This window comes from Niallia sp. WK069_GA_01, from assembly GCF_983173855.1.
The window spans coordinates 328,508-346,983 of the sequence record NZ_OZ470138.1 but is presented as its reverse complement, the minus strand read 5'-3'; the positions used below and the strand labels follow the sequence as shown (position 1 = coordinate 346,983).

18 protein-coding genes and 1 riboswitch are annotated in these 18,476 nt (G+C 35.8%); of the genes, 4 read left to right on the top strand and 14 right to left on the bottom strand.

The window, feature by feature from the left end; translation table 11 throughout:
* Positions 1-1,011, top strand: a complete 1,011-nt coding sequence (locus tag AC5LWL_RS01680; RefSeq protein ID WP_493432727.1) for a LacI family DNA-binding transcriptional regulator — start codon at positions 1-3, stop codon at positions 1,009-1,011.
* Positions 1,012-1,138: 127 nt separating this feature from the next.
* On the opposite strand, the gene AC5LWL_RS01675 is transcribed toward AC5LWL_RS01680, so the two are convergent.
* The 5 genes from AC5LWL_RS01675 to tenA form a co-directional block, all read right to left on the bottom strand.
* A complete protein-coding gene (locus tag AC5LWL_RS01675; protein ID WP_493432726.1) occupies positions 1,139-2,476 on the bottom strand; it encodes an MATE family efflux transporter in 1,338 nt (445 codons plus the stop codon).
* 169 nt (positions 2,477-2,645) lie between these two features.
* Entirely contained in the window at positions 2,646-3,386 is a 741-nt protein-coding gene (locus AC5LWL_RS01670; protein ID WP_493432725.1) for an energy-coupling factor transporter transmembrane component T family protein, read from the bottom strand.
* On the bottom strand, positions 3,352-4,971 hold the full coding sequence (locus tag AC5LWL_RS01665; RefSeq protein WP_493432724.1) for an ABC transporter ATP-binding protein: 1,620 nt from the start codon (positions 4,969-4,971) through the stop codon (positions 3,352-3,354). Before AC5LWL_RS01665 ends, AC5LWL_RS01670 begins: the two co-directional genes overlap by 35 nt.
* A complete protein-coding gene (locus AC5LWL_RS01660; RefSeq protein WP_493432723.1) occupies positions 4,949-5,545 on the bottom strand; it encodes an ECF transporter S component in 597 nt (198 codons plus the stop codon). Before AC5LWL_RS01660 ends, AC5LWL_RS01665 begins: the two co-directional genes overlap by 23 nt.
* Positions 5,542-6,237 (bottom strand): thiaminase II, encoded by a 696-nt coding sequence (gene tenA, locus AC5LWL_RS01655; protein ID WP_493432722.1) that lies wholly within the window; start codon positions 6,235-6,237, stop codon positions 5,542-5,544. Before tenA ends, AC5LWL_RS01660 begins: the two co-directional genes overlap by 4 nt.
* 161 nt (positions 6,238-6,398) lie before the next feature.
* Positions 6,399-6,496, bottom strand: a riboswitch (TPP riboswitch).
* A 364-nt stretch (positions 6,497-6,860) separates the two neighbouring features.
* Between tenA and AC5LWL_RS01650 the strand changes: the two genes are divergently transcribed.
* A complete protein-coding gene (locus tag AC5LWL_RS01650) occupies positions 6,861-8,477 on the top strand; it encodes a lactate permease LctP family transporter (protein WP_493432721.1) in 1,617 nt (538 codons plus the stop codon).
* Positions 8,478-8,506: 29 nt separating this feature from the next.
* Positions 8,507-9,454, top strand: a complete 948-nt coding sequence (locus tag AC5LWL_RS01645; protein WP_493432720.1) for an L-lactate dehydrogenase — start codon at positions 8,507-8,509, stop codon at positions 9,452-9,454.
* A gap of 252 nt (positions 9,455-9,706) precedes the next feature.
* Here AC5LWL_RS01645 and AC5LWL_RS01640 read toward each other — a convergent pair whose 3' ends face one another.
* The 4 genes from AC5LWL_RS01640 to AC5LWL_RS01625 form a co-directional block, all read right to left on the bottom strand.
* Positions 9,707-10,993 (bottom strand): Zn-dependent hydrolase, encoded by a 1,287-nt coding sequence (locus tag AC5LWL_RS01640; protein ID WP_493432719.1) that lies wholly within the window; start codon positions 10,991-10,993, stop codon positions 9,707-9,709.
* Between the two features lie 36 nt (positions 10,994-11,029).
* Complete coding sequence (locus AC5LWL_RS01635) at positions 11,030-11,353, bottom strand: MGMT family protein (protein ID WP_493432718.1); 324 nt, start codon at positions 11,351-11,353, stop codon at positions 11,030-11,032.
* Between the two features lie 209 nt (positions 11,354-11,562).
* Positions 11,563-11,877: a spore coat protein gene (locus AC5LWL_RS01630; protein ID WP_493432717.1), complete on the bottom strand. Its 315-nt coding sequence runs from the start codon at positions 11,875-11,877 to the stop codon at positions 11,563-11,565.
* A 10-nt stretch (positions 11,878-11,887) separates the two neighbouring features.
* Positions 11,888-12,106 carry a hypothetical protein gene (locus AC5LWL_RS01625; RefSeq protein WP_493432716.1) on the bottom strand — a complete coding sequence of 73 codons (219 nt, stop codon included), beginning with the start codon at positions 12,104-12,106 and terminating at the stop codon, positions 11,888-11,890.
* Between the two features lie 160 nt (positions 12,107-12,266).
* Here AC5LWL_RS01625 and AC5LWL_RS01620 point away from each other — a divergent pair, with 160 nt between their 5' ends.
* Positions 12,267-13,481 (top strand): NAD(P)/FAD-dependent oxidoreductase, encoded by a 1,215-nt coding sequence (locus AC5LWL_RS01620; RefSeq protein WP_493432715.1) that lies wholly within the window; start codon positions 12,267-12,269, stop codon positions 13,479-13,481.
* Between the two features lie 198 nt (positions 13,482-13,679).
* On the opposite strand, the gene AC5LWL_RS01615 is transcribed toward AC5LWL_RS01620, so the two are convergent.
* The 5 genes from AC5LWL_RS01615 to AC5LWL_RS01595 all read right to left on the bottom strand — a co-directional run bounded on the left by AC5LWL_RS01615 (position 13,680) and on the right by AC5LWL_RS01595 (position 18,373).
* Positions 13,680-14,387 (bottom strand): ABC transporter ATP-binding protein, encoded by a 708-nt coding sequence (locus tag AC5LWL_RS01615; protein ID WP_493432714.1) that lies wholly within the window; start codon positions 14,385-14,387, stop codon positions 13,680-13,682.
* Entirely contained in the window at positions 14,388-15,170 is a 783-nt protein-coding gene (locus tag AC5LWL_RS01610) for an ABC transporter ATP-binding protein (RefSeq protein ID WP_493432713.1), read from the bottom strand. It lies immediately after the preceding gene.
* Positions 15,157-16,098, bottom strand: a complete 942-nt coding sequence (locus AC5LWL_RS01605; RefSeq protein WP_493432712.1) for a branched-chain amino acid ABC transporter permease — start codon at positions 16,096-16,098, stop codon at positions 15,157-15,159. The genes AC5LWL_RS01610 and AC5LWL_RS01605 overlap by 14 nt, the downstream gene beginning before the upstream one ends.
* Positions 16,099-16,110: 12 nt before the next feature.
* Positions 16,111-16,986, bottom strand: coding sequence for a branched-chain amino acid ABC transporter permease (locus AC5LWL_RS01600; protein ID WP_493432711.1), 876 nt, complete (start codon positions 16,984-16,986; stop codon positions 16,111-16,113).
* 217 nt (positions 16,987-17,203) lie between these two features.
* Positions 17,204-18,373, bottom strand: a complete 1,170-nt coding sequence (locus tag AC5LWL_RS01595) for an ABC transporter substrate-binding protein (RefSeq protein ID WP_493432710.1) — start codon at positions 18,371-18,373, stop codon at positions 17,204-17,206.
* Between the last annotated feature and the right edge of the window lie 103 nt (positions 18,374-18,476).

Here is an 18,476-nt window from a genome sequence, read left to right as displayed (position 1 = left end):
ATGATGAAAGTTACAATGGCAGATGTCGCAAAAGTTGCAGGAGTATCCAAAAGCACGGTTTCCCAATATATTAATAATCGGTACGAATATATGGGCGAAGATACAAGAATCAAAATTAAAGAAGCCATCGAAAAGTTAGGCTATCATCCTAATTATATTGCCAAAAGTTTAAAACAAAAAAGAACCTCTATGATTGGGATCATTGTTGCCGATATTATTCATCGCTTTTCGACCGAGGTGAGCCGATCCATAGAAGATTTTTGTTATGAAAATGATATTCAAGCTATCATATGCAATGCTGATAACAATCCAGAAAAAGAAAAAAGATATATAGAGATGCTCCATGCAAAACAAGTAGATGGGCTAATTATTTTTCCAACGGGGCAAAATTTTGATTTGTACAAAAGAATGGTAGAGGAAAAATATCCTGTTGTATTTATGGACAGAGATATTCCACATTTAAATGCTCATTTTGTGCTGGCAAATAATATACAAGCAAGTTATGAGGCAACTTCCCATTTTATTCAAAATGGACACGAACATATTGCTATTGCGACACAGCCTTTAACCATTTCATCAAGAAAAGAAAGAGTAGCAGGATACAAAAATGCTCTTCAAGCCCACCAATTTCAACTGCCTTCTGGCTATATAATTAATGCCGATATACCAGAATTAAAAACAAGACTACATGAATTATTTCAACAGGTAAATCCACCAACAGCCATTTTAGCTGGAAATGAGCTTGTTTTTTTAGAAACTCTAGCTTATTTACAAGAACATACACTTCATATTCCACAAGATGTATCACTGATTGTATTTGATAATATCCCATTTGCCCATCTGTCGAATCCACCTATAACTATTATTGCCCAGCCAGCATTTGAAATGGGAGCAAAAGCGGCGGAATTATTATTAAAGCAAATTAACAAAGAAAGCCCTACTGTTGAAAAAATTTATTATCCATGTAAACTAGTTGTTCGAACATCCTCTATTCAAGATCTTACTGAATAGGCAACAAGCCTTTCTATCCTATTCATTTCGTAAAAAGCCTTTTGACCATGTTCTCTTCAAAAAGGCTTTTTACTTTTGCCAATCGCGTACATAAACTAAATTTGATTCACAAAATATCTTCTCTCGTTCACTTAGAAGAAAGGTTATTTTCCTTCAAAAAATTAAGTCTATTAGAAAGCTTGGGTATATATAAAGCTAATAAAATAGATCGAAACAAACTAAACGTAATAAAGGCAAGCCATAGACCATGATTTCCCCAAAATTGCGTAGCAGGGAAAAATACGGCTAAAAAGATCAGAATGGAACCAATCATGCTATTTCTTACTAAACCGGCTTCCGTTGCCCCAGTAAAGACGCCATAAAGAACGAGACCTACACATGCACATAGAGGGAAAAGCACTAGCCACCATTCATATTCATGAACTAACAGAATCACTTCATCTACTACAGAAAAAATAGGTATGATTGCATTACTGAACATCGCAAATAAGAGGGCTATAGCAGCAGAAAAAAGAAATGACCATTGAAAGGATTTTTTCACTGTATCTTTATAAAGGTCCTTATTTTGCTCTCCAATTGCTTTTCCAGTTAATATACTCGAAGCATTTGCCAAACCATCATAAAAATAGGCCATCATATAATGAATTTGAATCAAAATAGCATTGGCAGCCAATACCAATTCCCCATATGAAGCACCTTTTGCTGTAAAAATATTAAATACAACTAAAAGGCAAATAGTCCGAATAAATAAATCCCTGTTCACAATAAACATTTTCTTTAATGGTTCCCGATCAGATAAATGGAATAATAGCTCTTTCCATGAAAAAAAGAATCGAGATTTATGATGTTTAACTAAAATAAAAACACCTATGCCAAATGCAATTATTTCCGCCGAAAGTGTTGCAAAGGCCACTCCAGCTGCATTCAAATGAAACACTAAAACAAGCAAAAGCGCCATAATGATATTAAAAATATTCATTGCTAATTGAATAATAACAGTCTCTTTTATTTGCGCCATTCCTAACAGCCAGCCAAGCACCACATAATTCATTAAGGCAAATGGCGCTCCCCATATTCTAATATGATAATATATCGTACAGATATCTTTTACTTGTCCATCCACCCCAAGAAAATGCAGGGAAACTTGCAGCAGTGGCTTTTGTACAAGGATAAAAAACAGTCCAATCAGTATGGCTAAACAAAGGGGGCGAATAAATGCCATTGTACTTTTCAGTTCATCTTTTGCTCCATACGCCTGTGCAGCAAATCCTGATGTACTGACACGAAGAAACCCAAATAGCCAATACATAGTATTAAAAATTACCGTTCCTACGGCTACTCCCCCTATATAAGCTGGGTTTGGCAACTGACCGACAACTGCCGTGTCCACTGCACCTAGCAACGGAACGGTAATAGTAGCAAAAATAAGAGGTAATGCTAAAGATAAATAATAACGATGTGTCACTTTTTCACCTAGCTTTCAACGACTTGCATCATTTTTTTCGATCAATTAACTATATCAATAATAGCAGATTTCTGCTATTTCTCCTTTTAAAAAAAGCCCGCCATCTTTTATAATTTGGCGAGAGGCTCATTTTCACTATTTATTGCCTTTGTATACCTTGGATTTACTTTTAATTTTTAACCGTAAATAAAAGAACGACTGCAATCATTAGTACAACCGCTAAATAAACGTAATCTTGTTTAGAAACAATGGGGGAGCGATAATAGGTTCGATCTCTAGTTCCTGTAAAACCTCTAGCCTCCATTGCAATAGCCATACGTTCTGATCTTCTAATTGCCTGCGTTAATAATGGAACGGCATACCGTCTAAATGCCCTCCAGCTTCCTGTATATTTATAGCCTCTAATTCGATGAGCTTCCTTGATTTGAGCCAACTCCTCTTGAAACATTGGAATACAGCGAAATCCTGCTAAAAAACCATATGCCCACTTCGGAGAAAGTTTGCACTGCTGGATAAGACTCATAATAAATAAATTTAAATCAGTTGTCGAAGTATATAATAAGCCAATTGTGACAAACCCCAGCATACGTAATGAGATGGTTAACCCGTTTCGTAAACTTTCTTCTGTTATACGAAACCATGCCCATTCCATTATGACATGCTCCCCTATCCCAAATGCTGCCCTCATCCAAAAAACAAAAATAAATAAGAATAAATATGGAAGTAATACTTTTACTAAAAAGGGTAATTTCCATCCACCAATGCTAATCCCCATAATAAGTACAAAAATCCACACAGCTAGTGTAGTTAGTGGATTTGTGACCGCCATCAATAAAAACATAAGGAGTAAATGGGTAATTAACTTTATTGTTGGATTAATGGACGAGAGAAAAGAATGATTGCTTGTCAATATGTCCCTTCTCCTTTCTTTCCTCTATAAACTTGTAATGCAGAGGCGGAAGTATACTGGCATCTTTAAAAGAATGGATATTCTGGAAAAATAAATAGGGATTACCATTAAATGAGATTCCTCCATTTTCAAATAAGAGGACTCGATCTGAATAAGAATCAACTACATCCATATCATGTGTCACCATCACAATTGTTGTTCCTTCTTCTTGCCTTCTTTTTAGCAGATTAAGCAATTGTTTGGCTGATTTTCTATCCTGTCCAAAGGTTGGTTCATCTAATAAGAGAATATCTTGCTCTAACAGAAGCATCGTAGCAACGCTCAACCGCCTTTTTTGCCCGAAGCTTAAAGTAAATGGGTGAAAATCACCATGATTTTCTAAGCCAAACTCTTTTAATAGATGCATTGTTTTTGTAGTGATTTCTTCTTCATCCCAGTTTTGCTGTCTTCCAGAAAAAGCAACTTCTTCAAATACTGTCTGATTAATAAATTGCAATTCAGGATTTTGGAAAACAAAGCCAAGCATTCTATAAAGCTCCTTATCGGACCAACGTCTTAAATCTTTGCCTTTTACTTTAATTTCTCCATTTTTTCTTTTTATTAGATTAGCAACAGCCTTCATAAAAGTGCTTTTTCCACAGCCATTTTTTCCTACAATACAAACCCATTCTCCTTTATGAATAGCTGTATTTATATTTGTAAGCACCGGTTTTTTTCCGTAATAAATAGATGTATTGTTTATGTCTAAAATAGAAGGTAATTCTTCTTTTTTTTCCATTGATTTTTTGTACATTTTTTTAAATTGTTCCACGAGCTTTTTTGCTGCAGGATGTTTAATATCCTGGATAATATCTTCCCACTTATATGGAAAAATTTTCGGTTTCCATATGCCGGCTTCATCCATTTGACATTCAAATTTCGCAAGAATTTCTTCTGGTCTTCCTTCCGCAATAATGTGTCCATTATGATTCAGCAGAATAACACGATCCATCCATTCGATGCAGCCGTCAAGTACATGCTCGACAAAAATCATCGTTTGCTTTGTTTTTTCTGCTGTTTCTTTCAGAAGTGTAAAAATTTGCTGTCGACTTAATGGGTCGAGCTGTGCTGTAGGCTCGTCAAAAAACAAAACATCTGGCTCTAGCGCCAATAAACAAGCTAAAGCCAAACGTTGCTTCATACCGCCAGATAAAGTGGAGATAAGTGTTTCCGGGTCAATTTTTAACCCGACAATCTCTAGCACATGATGAATGATAGCATCCATTTTTTCTTTTGGAATTTTTCTATTTTCTAAGCTAAACGCAATTTCTTCATTTACACGGAGCATACAAAATTGTGCATCTGGATCTTGGAACATAACTCCGATGTTTTTTTTTCTTGTCACTTCGCCGCTTACCTCTGCCTCTATATGCTCCGGAATAATACCGGCAAGAACAGAGAGTAAAGTTGATTTTCCACTTCCACTTGGACCTAGAATTAGTACTTTCTCTCCTTCTTGAAAAGAAACAGTGATGTTTGTTAACACGTTCTCTTGTTGATTAAAAAATCGTACAGAGAGCTGTTTACATCCTAACAACGAAGTCATTTTTATCATCCTTTTTCCTATGCTGTTGTTTAATAGCATATTGGTCCAATGCACCTGTCAACGCCAAAATATCGACAATTGCTTTTCCTAATAATCCACCTAGCAGCATACCGCTTATCATTCGAATGACAAGTGTAGCAATTAAAATCCCTGTTGTATAATAGTTAAATCCGTATGCTATTACTGCATAAATCATGCTGACAGCACCTGCAAATGCACCAGAAAGCATCAGAACAAGTACGTTGTATTTTTTATAGCGGAAAAGGGCAAAAGCGATTTCTGATCCTATTCCTTGAAAAATACCAATTAATAATGCCGACAAACCAAAATGACTGCCTGTTAAAAGTTCAACCGCTGCAGCAGCTACTTCCGCAATAAGAGCAGCACCAGGCTTTCGAATGATATAGGCCACAATCGGACTGGCAATTACCCATATTCCAAACATAAACTCAGCACCGACCGGCCCAACAATCGCCGAGATAGGGAGCCATAACGTCGACCAACCTAAATATAAAACCCCGCAGGCAACAGATAATACTACTAATAAAACAACCTCTTTTATTTTCCAATTCATGCGTTGACAACCCCCATTTTTACTGGCCACTCTTCCAATGTATAAGCCATATCCCAAAATTTATATTCAAGCTGACAGCTTAATAGAAAGTACTCTTTTAACTTTTCTTTTTGCTTTTCCGTAGCGTGTTCCACCAATTCATCTAAACGCGCACAGAACTTATTTGTAATGGTATCCATGCTATCCTTTCGGCCTCCATAAAAATGGATCCAATCATAAAAAGGATGTGTTGGATCTGGATCCACTTCCTTCAGCAGTTTCTTTCCAATTTCTAAATACGTCCAAGGGCATGGCAATAAAACAGCTAGAATCTCAGCAATGGAACCATGCTGCGCAACCGTAAGCATATGACGAATATAATGATGAGAAGATGGTGATAACGGAAATCCTTGCAAATCTTCATACTCAACTCCAGCTACTTGGCAAAAGTTATTATGTGGATGAACCTCACTTTTTAAAATAAAAGCAATTTGTTCATTAAACAGTTCCATATCTTCTCTGTTGTCACATTTAGAGATAGCAGTTCCATAAATTCGGATAAAAGAATTTAAGTATTCAAAATCTTGTTTTACATAGTGAATAAGCTGCTCCGCTTTTAATTCTCCTTTACCGATGCCTTGAACAAACGGATGTTCAAATATCGCGTTAAAAATACTGTCTGCTTCTTGACGCAATTGTTGTGAAAATTTCAATGTTTTTCCTCCTTTTTTTGGGGAATAGGAAAACAGGATGGCAAGAAAAAGGATTTTCTATCGTTTCTTATGAAAAAAGAGACGAAATATTTTCCAACAAAAAAAGCCACCCCGAATAATGGAGTGGCTTTGTATAAGGATAAGTAAGTGGATACTTAAATTACACGCCGACTCCACTTTCCTACGCTAGTATGAACTAGATCAGGTTCAAAGGGTCCAAAAAAATTGTCTCAGCCAAATGGCTCCCCTAGTGGATTCTTTATTTAATTAGTTTTACTTTAACTAATTTATTTCTTATATGTCAACCAAATTATTTCATTAATTAGAAAAAAATAATATATGAAAGAAGAAGTAGTTACGATTATCTACTAAAAACAGCATCCATTTTCCTATTTTTACTGACAGTAGAATAAATGGCAAAGTCATGAAGATACTACTATCGATGATTGTAAGTTCACTTTTTTATCTTTGTTACAAAAATGTGAACAAAATCGTTTAGGGAAAGCGTTTTATTTGATCAATTCACAAAATAGACACAAAAAATGTGATGCATTTCACAATATGAGTATTATAATTACATTATCAAAGTAATTACAGATACTTTCAAGGGAGATGAATTCAACATGACTGTTTGGAATCAAATATATGATCCTTTAGATAATTTATGGATCTCCGCAGTTGTAGCAGCAATTCCAATTATTTTCTTTATTTTAATGATGACCGTATTTAAAGTAAAAGGTTATCTAGCAGGATTATATAGCATTATTGTAGCAGGGCTTGTTGCAGTATTCGTTTATAAAATGCCAGCTATCTTTGTTTTAATGTCAGCAGTTTATGGAGCATTGGCTGGTATCTGGCCAGTAGCATCAATCGTTTTTGCCGCTATTTTTCTTTATAAAATAACAGTGAAGACAGGCAAATTTGCTATTATAGAAAATAGTATTTCCTTTATAACACCAGATCAACGTTTACAAGTGCTTATTGTAGCATTTTCATTTGGAGCATTTTTAGAGGGAGCTGCAGGATTTGGAGCACCTGTTGCAATAACAGCAGCCATTTTAGTCGGACTTGGATTTAGTCCAGTTTATGCAGCAAGCTTATGTTTAATCGCCAACATTGCTGGTGGAGCATATGGGGCAATGGGGATTCCTGTAACAGTTCCTGCCATTCTTACTGGATTGGACGGATTAGTTGTTGGTAGATACACCGCTCTTATTATTCCTTTTATCAGTATATTTATTGCCTTTTTATTAATTTTTATTATTGATGGTTTTAAAGGTATTCGACAAACATTTCCAGCTATTTTAGTAAGCGGCATCTCTTTCGCTGCCACTCAAGCAATTGTACTTTATTTTATTGGAGCTGAGTTAGCGAATATATTTGCAGCAATTGTTAGTATCGTTGCACTAGCCCTTTTCTTACAAGTTTGGAAGCCAAAAGAAACATTCCGTATCAATAAAGAGAAAAAAGTTGAAAGTACTAACACTTACTCACTTGGATCAATTGCTTTTGCATGGATGCCATTTATCTTTTTAACTGTTATTGTTACATTATTTAACTTATCTTTTTTCAAAAACTTATTTATTGCAGGTGGACCATTGGAAAAATTAGTTTTCCTTCTTCCAATTCCATTTTTAAATAATAATGTAATCAAATTGTCACCAATAGTACCAGAAGCAACACCATACGCAGCAGTATTTAAATTAGATTTATTTTCATCTACTACCACAGCTATTGTTATTACAGTAATTGTTGCAAGCATCTTATTCCGATGCAGTGGTAAACTTTTGGCTGAAACAGCTAAAGAAACAACAAAAGAACTATTAACACCCGTATTGACTATTTGTAGTGTACTTGCATTTGCATATATTTGTACTTACTCAGGCATGTCATCTACACTTGGTTTAGCATTTGCTTCAACTGGTGCTATATTCCCGTTATTTTCACCAGTTCTAGGTTGGTTAGGCGTATTCTTAACTGGTTCCGTTGTAAACAGTGGTTCCTTATTCGCTCCACTTCAATCTGTTACAGCTACTCAAATTGGAGCAGCACCTGAAACAATGGTAGCTATTAATGTGATAGGTGGTACAATGGCTAAAATGATTTCACCACAATCAATCGCTGTAGCTGCAGCTGCAGTTGGCTTAGCAGGAAAAGAAAGTGAGCTATTTAAAGTAACTATTAAATATAGCGTTTGTTTACTTGTAATTGTTGGATTAGTAAGTTGGTTATTATTCTAAAATAGAATTATTAAAAGGAGAGATTTATTATGACAAAACAAAATATTAATCGTGTTGTATTAATTGGTACAGGAGCAGTTGGTTGTAGCTTTGCTTATTCTTTCATTAACCAAGGTGTAGCAGAAGAATTAGTTCTAATTGACGTAAATGAAAAAAGAGCAGAAGGGGAAGCAATGGACCTTAACCATGGTATGCCATTCGCTCCATCACCAGTAAAAGTATGGAATGGAAAATACGAAGATTGCGGACTTGCTGATTTAGTAGTTATTACTGCTGGATTACCACAAAAACCAGGTGAAACTCGTTTAGATCTAGTGGCAAAAAACACGGCAATCTTCAAACAAATCATTAAAAGTGTTATGGACAGTGGTTTTGATGGCATTTTCTTAATCGCTACAAACCCAGTAGATATTCTTACTTATGTAACTTGGAAAGAATCTGGTTTACCGAAAGAAAGAGTAATCGGTTCTGGAACTACTTTAGATAGTGCTCGTTTCCGTTATATGCTTGGTGAATACTTTAATGTGGATACTAGAAACGTACATGCTGCTATCATTGGCGAACATGGTGATACAGAATTACCAGTATGGAGCCGTTCTACAATCGGTTTAGAAAGCATTGAAACATTATTAAGCAAAAACCCTAACTATAAACAAGAAGACTTAGATGAAATTTTTGTAAATGTTCGTGATGCTGCATACCATATCATCGAAAGAAAAGGTGCTACTTATTACGGAATCGGTATGTCACTTGTTCGTATCACAAAAGCAATCTTAAATAACGAAAATTCTATTTTACCAGTATCTGCTTACCTAGAAGGACAATACGGACATAAAGATGTATATATCGGCGTTCCAGCTGTTATAAACCGTGACGGAATTCGCGAAGTAGTTCAAATTGATTTAAACAAAGAAGAAAAAGAAAAATTCGATCATTCTGTAAAAGTACTAAAAGAAACAATGGCACCAGTACTATAAGAAACTCCTTGCACTTAAAAGGATGTTATAAAGAAGCTGGGACATAAAAGTATTCCAGCCAAAGATAAACCCGAACTATGATACGAAGATGTGAAAAATATTTCGTATCATGGTTTGGGTTTTTTATTTATGTAAAAAAGAAGGTTTGTGGTAATCCCCCGCAGCCTGAATACACTTCGCTTTCCGTGGGGCTCGCGCTGAGCAGCCTACACTGCGGACTAATTGAGAGCGCCTCCCTCTTTTCAGAGCATCCTATTCATTTGCCAAAATAATTAACGATTCCTTCAACACCTGCACTCCATTTACACAGTCAGGCAAGCTCGTCCACTCTTCAGGAGAATGACTTTTACCATTTAAACTAGGAACAAAAATCATGCCAGAAGATACATATCTTCCTAATGTCATTGCATCGTGAGCAGCTCCACTCGGAAGAGACACGGATGTTAACCCGCTTCTATCTGCAGCAGAACTAATAATCGACTGCATTTTATCAGAAATAATTACAGGATCTATTTTCAACATTTCTTGAAAATCTACAGAAATCTCCCTACTTTTAGCAATTTCTTCTGCTGTATCCCGCAAATACTTCAGCATCTTCTCTCTTGCCTCTTCATCTACATCGCGCGCATCCAATACTATTTCCGTTTTTCCAGCGATAACATTAGTGCCATTTGGATAAACATTTATTTTTCCAATGGTTGCAACCGCCGTTTCACTAAACTTCCTTGGTGCTTTTTCCACTTCTAGAATAAAAGCTGCTGCTGCAGCTACTGTATCTTTCCTGAACTCCATTGGCGTGTTTCCTGCATGATTAGTTTCCCCCACAAATGTAATGGAGATGACAGCAGGACCTGATATTCCACTTACGACACCAATATTTTTATGTCCTTTTTCTAATTTTTTTCCTTGCTCAATATGTACTTCTAAAAAAGCATAAATATCTTCGGGAGCACGATGCGCTTCTTTTATCTTGTTAGGATAATACTTATTATTTTTCATTACATCATATAGTATCTTTCCCTGCTCATCTTGAAAACTGGCAAGATCCCCTTCTTCCACTTCCCCCATCATCACACGACTTCCAAATAAGCCATTTTTAAAACGAGATCCCTCTTCATCCACAAACACAACAAGTTCAATAGACCTTGTTATCTTTTGACCGCTGTTTTTAATTGATTTAATCGCAAATAAACTGCTTAAAACACCAAGTGGACCATCAAATGCTCCTCCATTTGGTACACTGTCTAAATGAGAGCCTGTTAATACAACGGGAAGAGTCTTATCCTCCCCTTCTAATCTGCCAAACAGATTGCCAATTGCATCTTCCCTCACTTGTAGCCCTATGTCCTCCATCCAGCTTTTAAAAAGAAGTTTAGCCCTTTCCTCTTCCTCCGTATAAGGAAAACGTGTAATTCCACCTTGATTTGTCTTCCCTATTTCCGCTAAAGCTGTTAATTTATCTGCCAGTTCCATTGGGCATATTCCTTCAAACGGTTTGCAGAAATCTATCTCTTTTATTAATCGTTCTTTAGAAAACATGTTATTCCTCCATTAAGATAGAATCATTAGCGCTTGTCATTCCTCCATAAGCTCTACAGGGTCATATATATATTTCTTTAAAGAAATTTGATCATTTTCTTCAAAAACCATTCCTTCCTCTTCTAGTAATTGCTTTTGCAGCATTTTTGCTTCTTCATTTTGTATAGAAATCTTGCCGCTTGCATTGACTACCCGCTGCCAAGGAAGTTGATATTTATCACTCATTGAATGTAAAACACGGACAACTTGTCTTGCTCCACGACTGCTCCCTGCGATTTTTGCAACTTGTCCATATGTCATTACTTTACCTGCTGGAATAGATCGAAGAATTTTTATTACATTAGAAGTAAATGGTTTCATTTTTCGTTTCCTGACTTATTGAAATTTTCTTTTCTTTTTAAAATAACTTTCTTCCATGGAGTTGTCAAAGTTCCAACCCACTATTTTTAATTTTATGTAAAAATCTATTAACCAAAAGAAAAGAACAAAAAAACAGCAACCTCCCCTAATTTTACTATTTTATAATAATAAAATCAGGAGCGTTTTGCTGTTTTTTGTTTTGAAATTATTTAAATGCCTACATTTTGCTGAAGCATTTGATTTGTCTGTGTTTGCGTTTGCGTATACGTATTAATTTGTTTGTTTATTTCCGCGCTTAGTACAGGAGATGATGTATTATACCACCCTTGCTGTGACATTAACTCATATGTCTGTGCCTGTAATTTTAATGTATTTTGAAGAAGCTGCTCAAAAACTTGACGTACTTCTGGGCAGTTAGATTCTGTGACTGCTGTTGTATATTCCCTTGCAGAACGTTTTAAATCTGCTAAAAAGGAATACACAATATCTTGTTCTCCAATAGTTGGTGTTTGGATATTCATCATAATCCTCTCCTTATTGCATTTTAGGGGCGATTGACGCATGCTGCTGCATGGTCGTTAAAAGCTGCTGATAATGCTGCTGGTGTTGCTTGGTCACTTGTGTAAATAATTGCTGAACTGCAGGGTTTTGTACATGTGTAAGAGCCACAATTGCCTGTTTAAGTAATAAATCCTCATTTGACATACAATCTGCCATATACTCAAGCTCTTTTCCAGTTAACGGTTGCACCATTTTACTCCCTCCTTTTCCATTCTAGTTTGTTCGAAATATAAATTTCCATCCAAGTAAAAGTATTGGTAATAATTTGGAATGCTGTACTAAGAAGAGAAGAAGTAGGACATACTTTAGCTGAAGAAAATAGTGTTATATTTTGTATATTGGAGGATTTGTTATGGATCTACAAACAGGAAAGTTTTATTGGCCGACAACATTCACAAATCATCCCTCTTATTCAGCATTGGCAGAGGATATTAGTTGTGATGTATTAATTATCGGTGCAGGAAGTTCTGGTGCGCAATGTGCCCATTATTTAAGCGATACAGGCCTTGATGTTGTGGTAGTTGATAAACGTCAAGTCGGTCAAGGCAGTACATTAACCAATACAGCTCTTATTCAATATCTCGGTGATAAAATGCTATTTGAGCTTGTAAATAGCTTCGGTGAAGAAATGGCTATTACCCATAGCAAACTTTGTGAAGCTGCGATAAACGATATCGAAACAGCAGCTGAAAATCTGGATATCCCATCCGATTTTATCCGCAGAGACAGCCTCTATTTTGCTAGCTATCAAGAAGATATAAAAAAACTAGAAAAAGAATATTATTACTTAAATAAACATCAATTCCAAGCAACACTTTTAAATGAAAAGGAAATAAAAGAAAAGTATGGATTCGGCAAATATATGGCTCTTTATACATATAATGATGGTGAAATTAACCCTTTTAAATTCAATCATGCTCTGCTTGATCATGCCTTTAAAAAAGGAACAAGGATTTTTGAAAATACGAGAATAAACGGGAGGAAATTAACGAAGGACAGTGCTACTTTTTATACTGAAAACGGCAATTCCATTAAAGCAAAAAAAGTTATCTTCGCAGCAGGTTATGAGAATCTTGAATTTTATAAAGAAAAAAATGGTATATTATTAAGTTCTTATGCAGTTGTTACGAACCAGCTAGAGGATTTTTCTCATTGGCATAAACGAACATTAATTTGGGAAACAGCACGTCCTTATATTTATATGCGGACAACAGCTGATAACCGGATCATTATCGGCGGTCTCGATGATGATACAACCAATCCAGAAGACCGCGAATCAAAAATTATCCATCGCAAAAATAAATTAATAGAAGAATGTCAAAAACTTTTCCCCTCCTTAAATATATTTCCGGAATATTATTTAGGTGCATTTTATGGAGGGACACATGATGGACTTCCAATGATTGGTGAATACGAGGAGTTTCCAAACTGTTATTTTCTAATGGCATATGGCGATAACGGTCTTGTTTACAGCATGGCATTAGCCAAAATACTGCGTGAAGTCATTACAAAAGGTTCTCATCCTGCACTTTCTATTTATAGCAATAAACGCAATGAAAAACAGTAAAAGAAAAAACATACATGGAAATCAATAATTGTATTCTGTATAAAACGTTTGTTTCCAAAGAGAAGAACTGTCTATCGTTTAAAAAAGCTGTCACAATAATAATGTGACAGCCTTTTAAACGATAACAAAGTATAAAATTTTTAAAATGTGAAGTCTGTCTAGCTTCAGAGCTGTTCAAGGCGTTTGCGCTTTTCCTTATTAATGTCCGCCTAAATAAGCCAACTTTAATTCTTCACTTGCCTGCAATTCTTCTGCTGTTCCAGATAAAACTACACGACCTGTTTCAATTACGTATGCTCTATCAGCAATCGATAAAGCCATATTGGCATTTTGTTCTACCAGTAAAACAGTTGTGCCATTTTTATTGATTTCTTCAATTACTTGAAAGATTGTTTTCACAAATAACGGTGCGAGGCCCATTGATGGCTCATCTAATAACAACAGCTTTGGTCGAGCCATGATTGCTCGTCCCATTGCTAACATCTGCTGTTCTCCTCCAGAAAGGGTCCCAGAAGCCTGCTTTTTCCTCTCTAATAGCCTAGGAAATATTTCATATACTCGATTCAAGTCTTGGCGTATCTCTGTTTTGTCTTTCCTTAAGTAGGCTCCTAATTCCAAGTTTTCTTCCACTGTCATGTTCGTGAAAACTCTGCGGCCTTCTGGTACATGGGAAATCCCTGCTTTCACAATCGTTTGTGCTTGCTTGCCTGCAATAGATTTTCCTAAATAGTGAATAGTGCCTGACTTTGGTTTTAATAAACCCGACAATGTCTTTAGAAGCGTACTCTTTCCGGCACCATTAGCGCCAATAAGCGTAACAATCTCGCCTTCCTTTACTTCTAATGTTACCCCTTTTAATGCTTGGATATTGCCATAGTATACATTAATATCATCTACTTTTAACATTTATTCTGCAACCTCCTCTCCTAGATAAGCCTCAATAACCTTTGGATGATTGCGGATTACTTCAGGCGTTCCTTCCGCAATTAACTGGCCGTGATCTAATACATATATACGTTCACATATTCCCATTACGAGAGGCATATCATGTTCAATCAAAAGAATCGTCAAGTTAAACTGTTTGCGGATAAAAGCAATTAATTCCATCAGTTCATGCGTTTCCTGAGGGTTCATACCAGCTGCTGGCTCATCCAATAAAAGCAGTTTCGGACCGGCTGCCAATGCTCTGGCAATTTCCAAACGTCGCTGCTGCCCATAAGGTAAGTTTTTTGCTTTCTCATCCTTATATTTATCCAGTTGAAAAACCTTTAAAAACTCTAATGATTTCTCTTCCATTTCTTTTTCTCCAGCAAAATGGGATGGAAGACGAAGAATACTGCTTATTACAGAATGTTTTGCTAGCGAATGATAAGCAACTTTAACATTATCTAATACCGACAGTTCATTAAATAAACGGATATTCTGAAATGTTCTGCTTATCCCTCTTCTTGTTACCTGATAAGGCTTTAACCCATTTAAACGCTTCCCTCCGAAAGAAATATCTCCCTCTGTTGGTAGATAAACACCTGTAAGCAGATTGAAGGTAGTCGTTTTTCCTGCACCATTGGGACCAATTAATCCAATTAATTCTCCTTCATGAAGCTCCATGTTTATATTGGATACTGCCTTTAACCCGCCGAATTGAATACCAGCACCTTTAACATGAAGTAATGGATTATTTTTTGTCATTAGAACTACCTCCTTTTCGTTTAAATAGATCGGTAATCTCTAGTGTTCCCATTAATCCTTTTGGACGATAGAGCATAACAATTACTAACACTAAACTATAGATAATCATTCTTGTTTCTGGGTAGTCCTGTAGGAAAGTAGAAATAATGGTTAAAAACACGGCAGCAATAACAGCCCCTGAAATACTTCCTAACCCACCTAAAACAACATAAATAAGAATATCAAATGATTTTAAGAATCCGAAATTCGTCGGTTGAATAATATAAAAATTATGTGCTTGCAGTGCTCCTGCGACACCAGCAAAAAATGACCCTAATGCAAATGCAAGTACTTTGTAGTAAGTAGTATTAATCCCCATAGCATCGGAAGCTATCTCATTTTCCCTAATTGAAATGGCTGCACGGCCATGACGGGAATTCGTAAAGTTTACAATAACTAGAATGGTAATATATAAACAAATAAAAGTAGTCGTCCAAGTGGTCAGGCGAGAAACCTGCATACCTGCTGCTCCACCTACGTAATCAATATTTAAAAAGAATATCCGAATGATTTCTGCAAACCCTAACGTGGCAATAGCTAGATAGTCTCCACGCAAACGCAGTGTTGGAATTCCTACTAGAAGCCCAGCTAATGCTGCTACAATTCCTCCTGCAAGAATGGCTACTGGAAATGGCAATGCGAATTTCATGGTAATGATCGCAGATACATACGCTCCAACTGCAAGAAAACCTGCATGTCCAATTGAAAATTGTCCCGTTATTCCAATAACTAGATGCAGACTTACTGCAAGCATAATATTAATAGACATTAAAATGATCATATTGCTGTATAACGGATCAATAATTCCTGTATTCATGAAAAATTGAATAACACCATAAAAAAGCGCAGAGAACAATAAAAATACCCAAAAACTTTTAGACTTTTTCATTTTTCTCTTCACCTACACTTTCTCTTTTGTATTTTTGCCAAATATGCCAGATGGTCTAAATATAAGAATTAAGATTAAAATAATAAATGCAGCAGCATCTCTCCATAAAGAATAACCTAAAGCACTTACAATTGTTTCTACTACTCCTAATAACAGCCCGCCTACCATGGCTCCAGGAATAATTCCAATACCGCCTAATACTGCCGCAACGAATGCTTTTAATCCTGGTATAACACCCATCAATGGCTCAATTTTTGTATAGTATGCACCAAAAATAACACCAGCTGCACCAGCTAATGCAGAACCAATCGCAAATGTTGCTGAAATAGTACGGTCCACATTAATTCCCATTAATTTAGCTGCATCCATATCTTGAGAAACAGCTCTCATTGCTTTTCCTGTTTTGGTTTTATGGACAATAAATTGCAAAATAATCATTAAAAATACAGATACACCTAAGATTATTAATGATTTACTGCTAATTTGCGCGCCAAAAATATCAAATTTTGTAGTCGGCAATACACTTGGGTATGTTTCCAGCTGTGCTCCGCGGAAATAAATAACTCCATATTCGATAAGCAAAGAAACACCAATCGCCGTAATAAGTGCCGCAATTCTTGTTGCATTACGTAGCCTTTTATATGCAATGCGCTCAATCAGAACACCAAATATTGCTGATGCCGCCATTGCTACAAGCAAAGCAGGGAAGAATCCAAGCCCCCATCCAGTTATGGCAAAAAAACCAATAAATGCACCAACCATAAATACATCGCCATGAGCAAAATTTATTAATTTTATAATTCCGTAAACCATTGTGTATCCTAATGCTATTAAAGCATAGATACTACCTAAAGATATCCCATTTACTAGTTGCTGTACCCATTCCATTTTGTTTTTCACTCCCCTATTAACTAAATTATTGATACTATTTCTTTATATAAAAAGAAAAACTCCCATCAGTACCACTGATGGTTCATACAAATATATAAGCTACTCTGCCAAAAACCCTCATCAACCGTATCCAATTTAGGAATTTTATCCCTTTTTCGCGATATAAACAGAAAATAGGGAGGATAATCCCCCCCCCATCTCTCCGTCTTTGTTTTTAAGGATTTACTTTTGTTTTAAAGGATTGGTTTCCATCTTTATATTCTAAAATAGTTGCTGATTTTACTGGATTATGATCTTTATCGATTGATATTGTTCCAGTGATTAAAGATAAATCTTTTGTTTCAGCTAAAGCTTTTTGTATTTTCACAGAGTCTGTGCTTCCAGCTCGTTGGATTGCATCTTTTAATAAATAAACAGAATCATATCCTAATGCATTAAAAGCATCTGGCTCTTTATCTTTATTTTTTTCTTTAAATGAACTGATAAACTTCTGAATTTTCGGATCAGGATCTACAGTTGAATAATGGTTGATAATAAATGTATTGTTTAAAGCATCTTTTCCAGCAAGCTCTACAAGTTTTGGTGATGCCCAACCATCTCCACCCATTAATGGGGCAGTAATTCCTAAATCACGAGCTTGTTTTACAATTAGTCCCACTTCTTCATAGTATCCTGGGATAAAGATAAAATCTGGCTTTTTCCCTTTAATACGCGTTAATGTTGAAGTAAAATCTGTATCTTTTGCTACATATGCTTCTTCTGACACAATCTTACCGCCGTTTGCAGTAAACGTTTCTTTAAAGGAAGCCGCTAATCCTTTTGCATAATCACTAGAGCTATCAGCAAAAATAGCCGCATTTTTAATGTTTAATTCTTTTGTTGCAAAGTTTGAAGCAACAATACCTTGGAAAGGATCAATAAAACAAGTACGGAAAACATAATCATTTACTTTTCCATTGTTTACCGTAACATTTGGTGCTGTAGCAGCTGGAGCCAATAAAACTGTTTTATTGTCACTTGCAATTTGCGCTTGGGCAACTGTATCTCCACTTGTCGCTGCACCGATAATAGCTGATACTTTATCTTGAGTAATTAATTTCAGTGCTCCGTTAGTTGCTTCTGTTAAATCTGATTTATTATCGACTTTAATTGGCTTGATTTTTTTCCCGTCAATCCCGCCATCTGCATTAATTTCATCTATCGCAAGATCAATCCCGTCTTCTAATGATTGTCCATAAGAAGCAACCGCTCCAGATAATTCTAAGTTTACTCCGATTTTAATTTCATCCTCAGACGACTTGTTAGATCCTCCTGCACCACAACCAGATAAAATACCTGCTGCTAATGTAGAAGCCATTAATAAAACTTTTAGTTGTTTCTTCATATGAGTTCCCCTTCTTTTCTTCTGTAATTATCTTTTTAAGTATTCTGAAAATAACAAACATTCAAAATAAGTAATTAGTTATCTAAAAGTACATTTGCTATTG

What these genes read in the sequence shown, in the direction of transcription:
- AC5LWL_RS01680 (WP_493432727.1), top strand. Translation starts at nt 1, where the DNA reads ATGATGAAAGTTACAATGGCAGATGTCGCAAAAGTTGCAGGAGTATCC.
- AC5LWL_RS01665 (WP_493432724.1), bottom strand. Translation starts at nt 4,971, where the DNA reads ATGACTTCGTTGTTAGGATGTAAACAGCTCTCTGTACGATTTTTTAAT.
- AC5LWL_RS01660 (WP_493432723.1), bottom strand. Translation starts at nt 5,545, where the DNA reads ATGAATTGGAAAATAAAAGAGGTTGTTTTATTAGTAGTATTATCTGTT.
- AC5LWL_RS01650 (WP_493432721.1), top strand. Translation starts at nt 6,861, where the DNA reads ATGACTGTTTGGAATCAAATATATGATCCTTTAGATAATTTATGGATC.
- AC5LWL_RS01645 (WP_493432720.1), top strand. Translation starts at nt 8,507, where the DNA reads ATGACAAAACAAAATATTAATCGTGTTGTATTAATTGGTACAGGAGCA.
- AC5LWL_RS01640 (WP_493432719.1), bottom strand. Translation starts at nt 10,993, where the DNA reads ATGTTTTCTAAAGAACGATTAATAAAAGAGATAGATTTCTGCAAACCG.
- AC5LWL_RS01635 (WP_493432718.1), bottom strand. Translation starts at nt 11,353, where the DNA reads ATGAAACCATTTACTTCTAATGTAATAAAAATTCTTCGATCTATTCCA.
- AC5LWL_RS01630 (WP_493432717.1), bottom strand. Translation starts at nt 11,877, where the DNA reads ATGATGAATATCCAAACACCAACTATTGGAGAACAAGATATTGTGTAT.
- AC5LWL_RS01625 (WP_493432716.1), bottom strand. Translation starts at nt 12,106, where the DNA reads ATGGTGCAACCGTTAACTGGAAAAGAGCTTGAGTATATGGCAGATTGT.
- AC5LWL_RS01620 (WP_493432715.1), top strand. Translation starts at nt 12,267, where the DNA reads ATGGATCTACAAACAGGAAAGTTTTATTGGCCGACAACATTCACAAAT.
- AC5LWL_RS01615 (WP_493432714.1), bottom strand. Translation starts at nt 14,387, where the DNA reads ATGTTAAAAGTAGATGATATTAATGTATACTATGGCAATATCCAAGCA.
- AC5LWL_RS01610 (WP_493432713.1), bottom strand. Translation starts at nt 15,170, where the DNA reads ATGACAAAAAATAATCCATTACTTCATGTTAAAGGTGCTGGTATTCAA.
- AC5LWL_RS01605 (WP_493432712.1), bottom strand. Translation starts at nt 16,098, where the DNA reads ATGAAAAAGTCTAAAAGTTTTTGGGTATTTTTATTGTTCTCTGCGCTT.
- AC5LWL_RS01600 (WP_493432711.1), bottom strand. Translation starts at nt 16,986, where the DNA reads ATGGAATGGGTACAGCAACTAGTAAATGGGATATCTTTAGGTAGTATC.
- AC5LWL_RS01595 (WP_493432710.1), bottom strand. Translation starts at nt 18,373, where the DNA reads ATGAAGAAACAACTAAAAGTTTTATTAATGGCTTCTACATTAGCAGCA.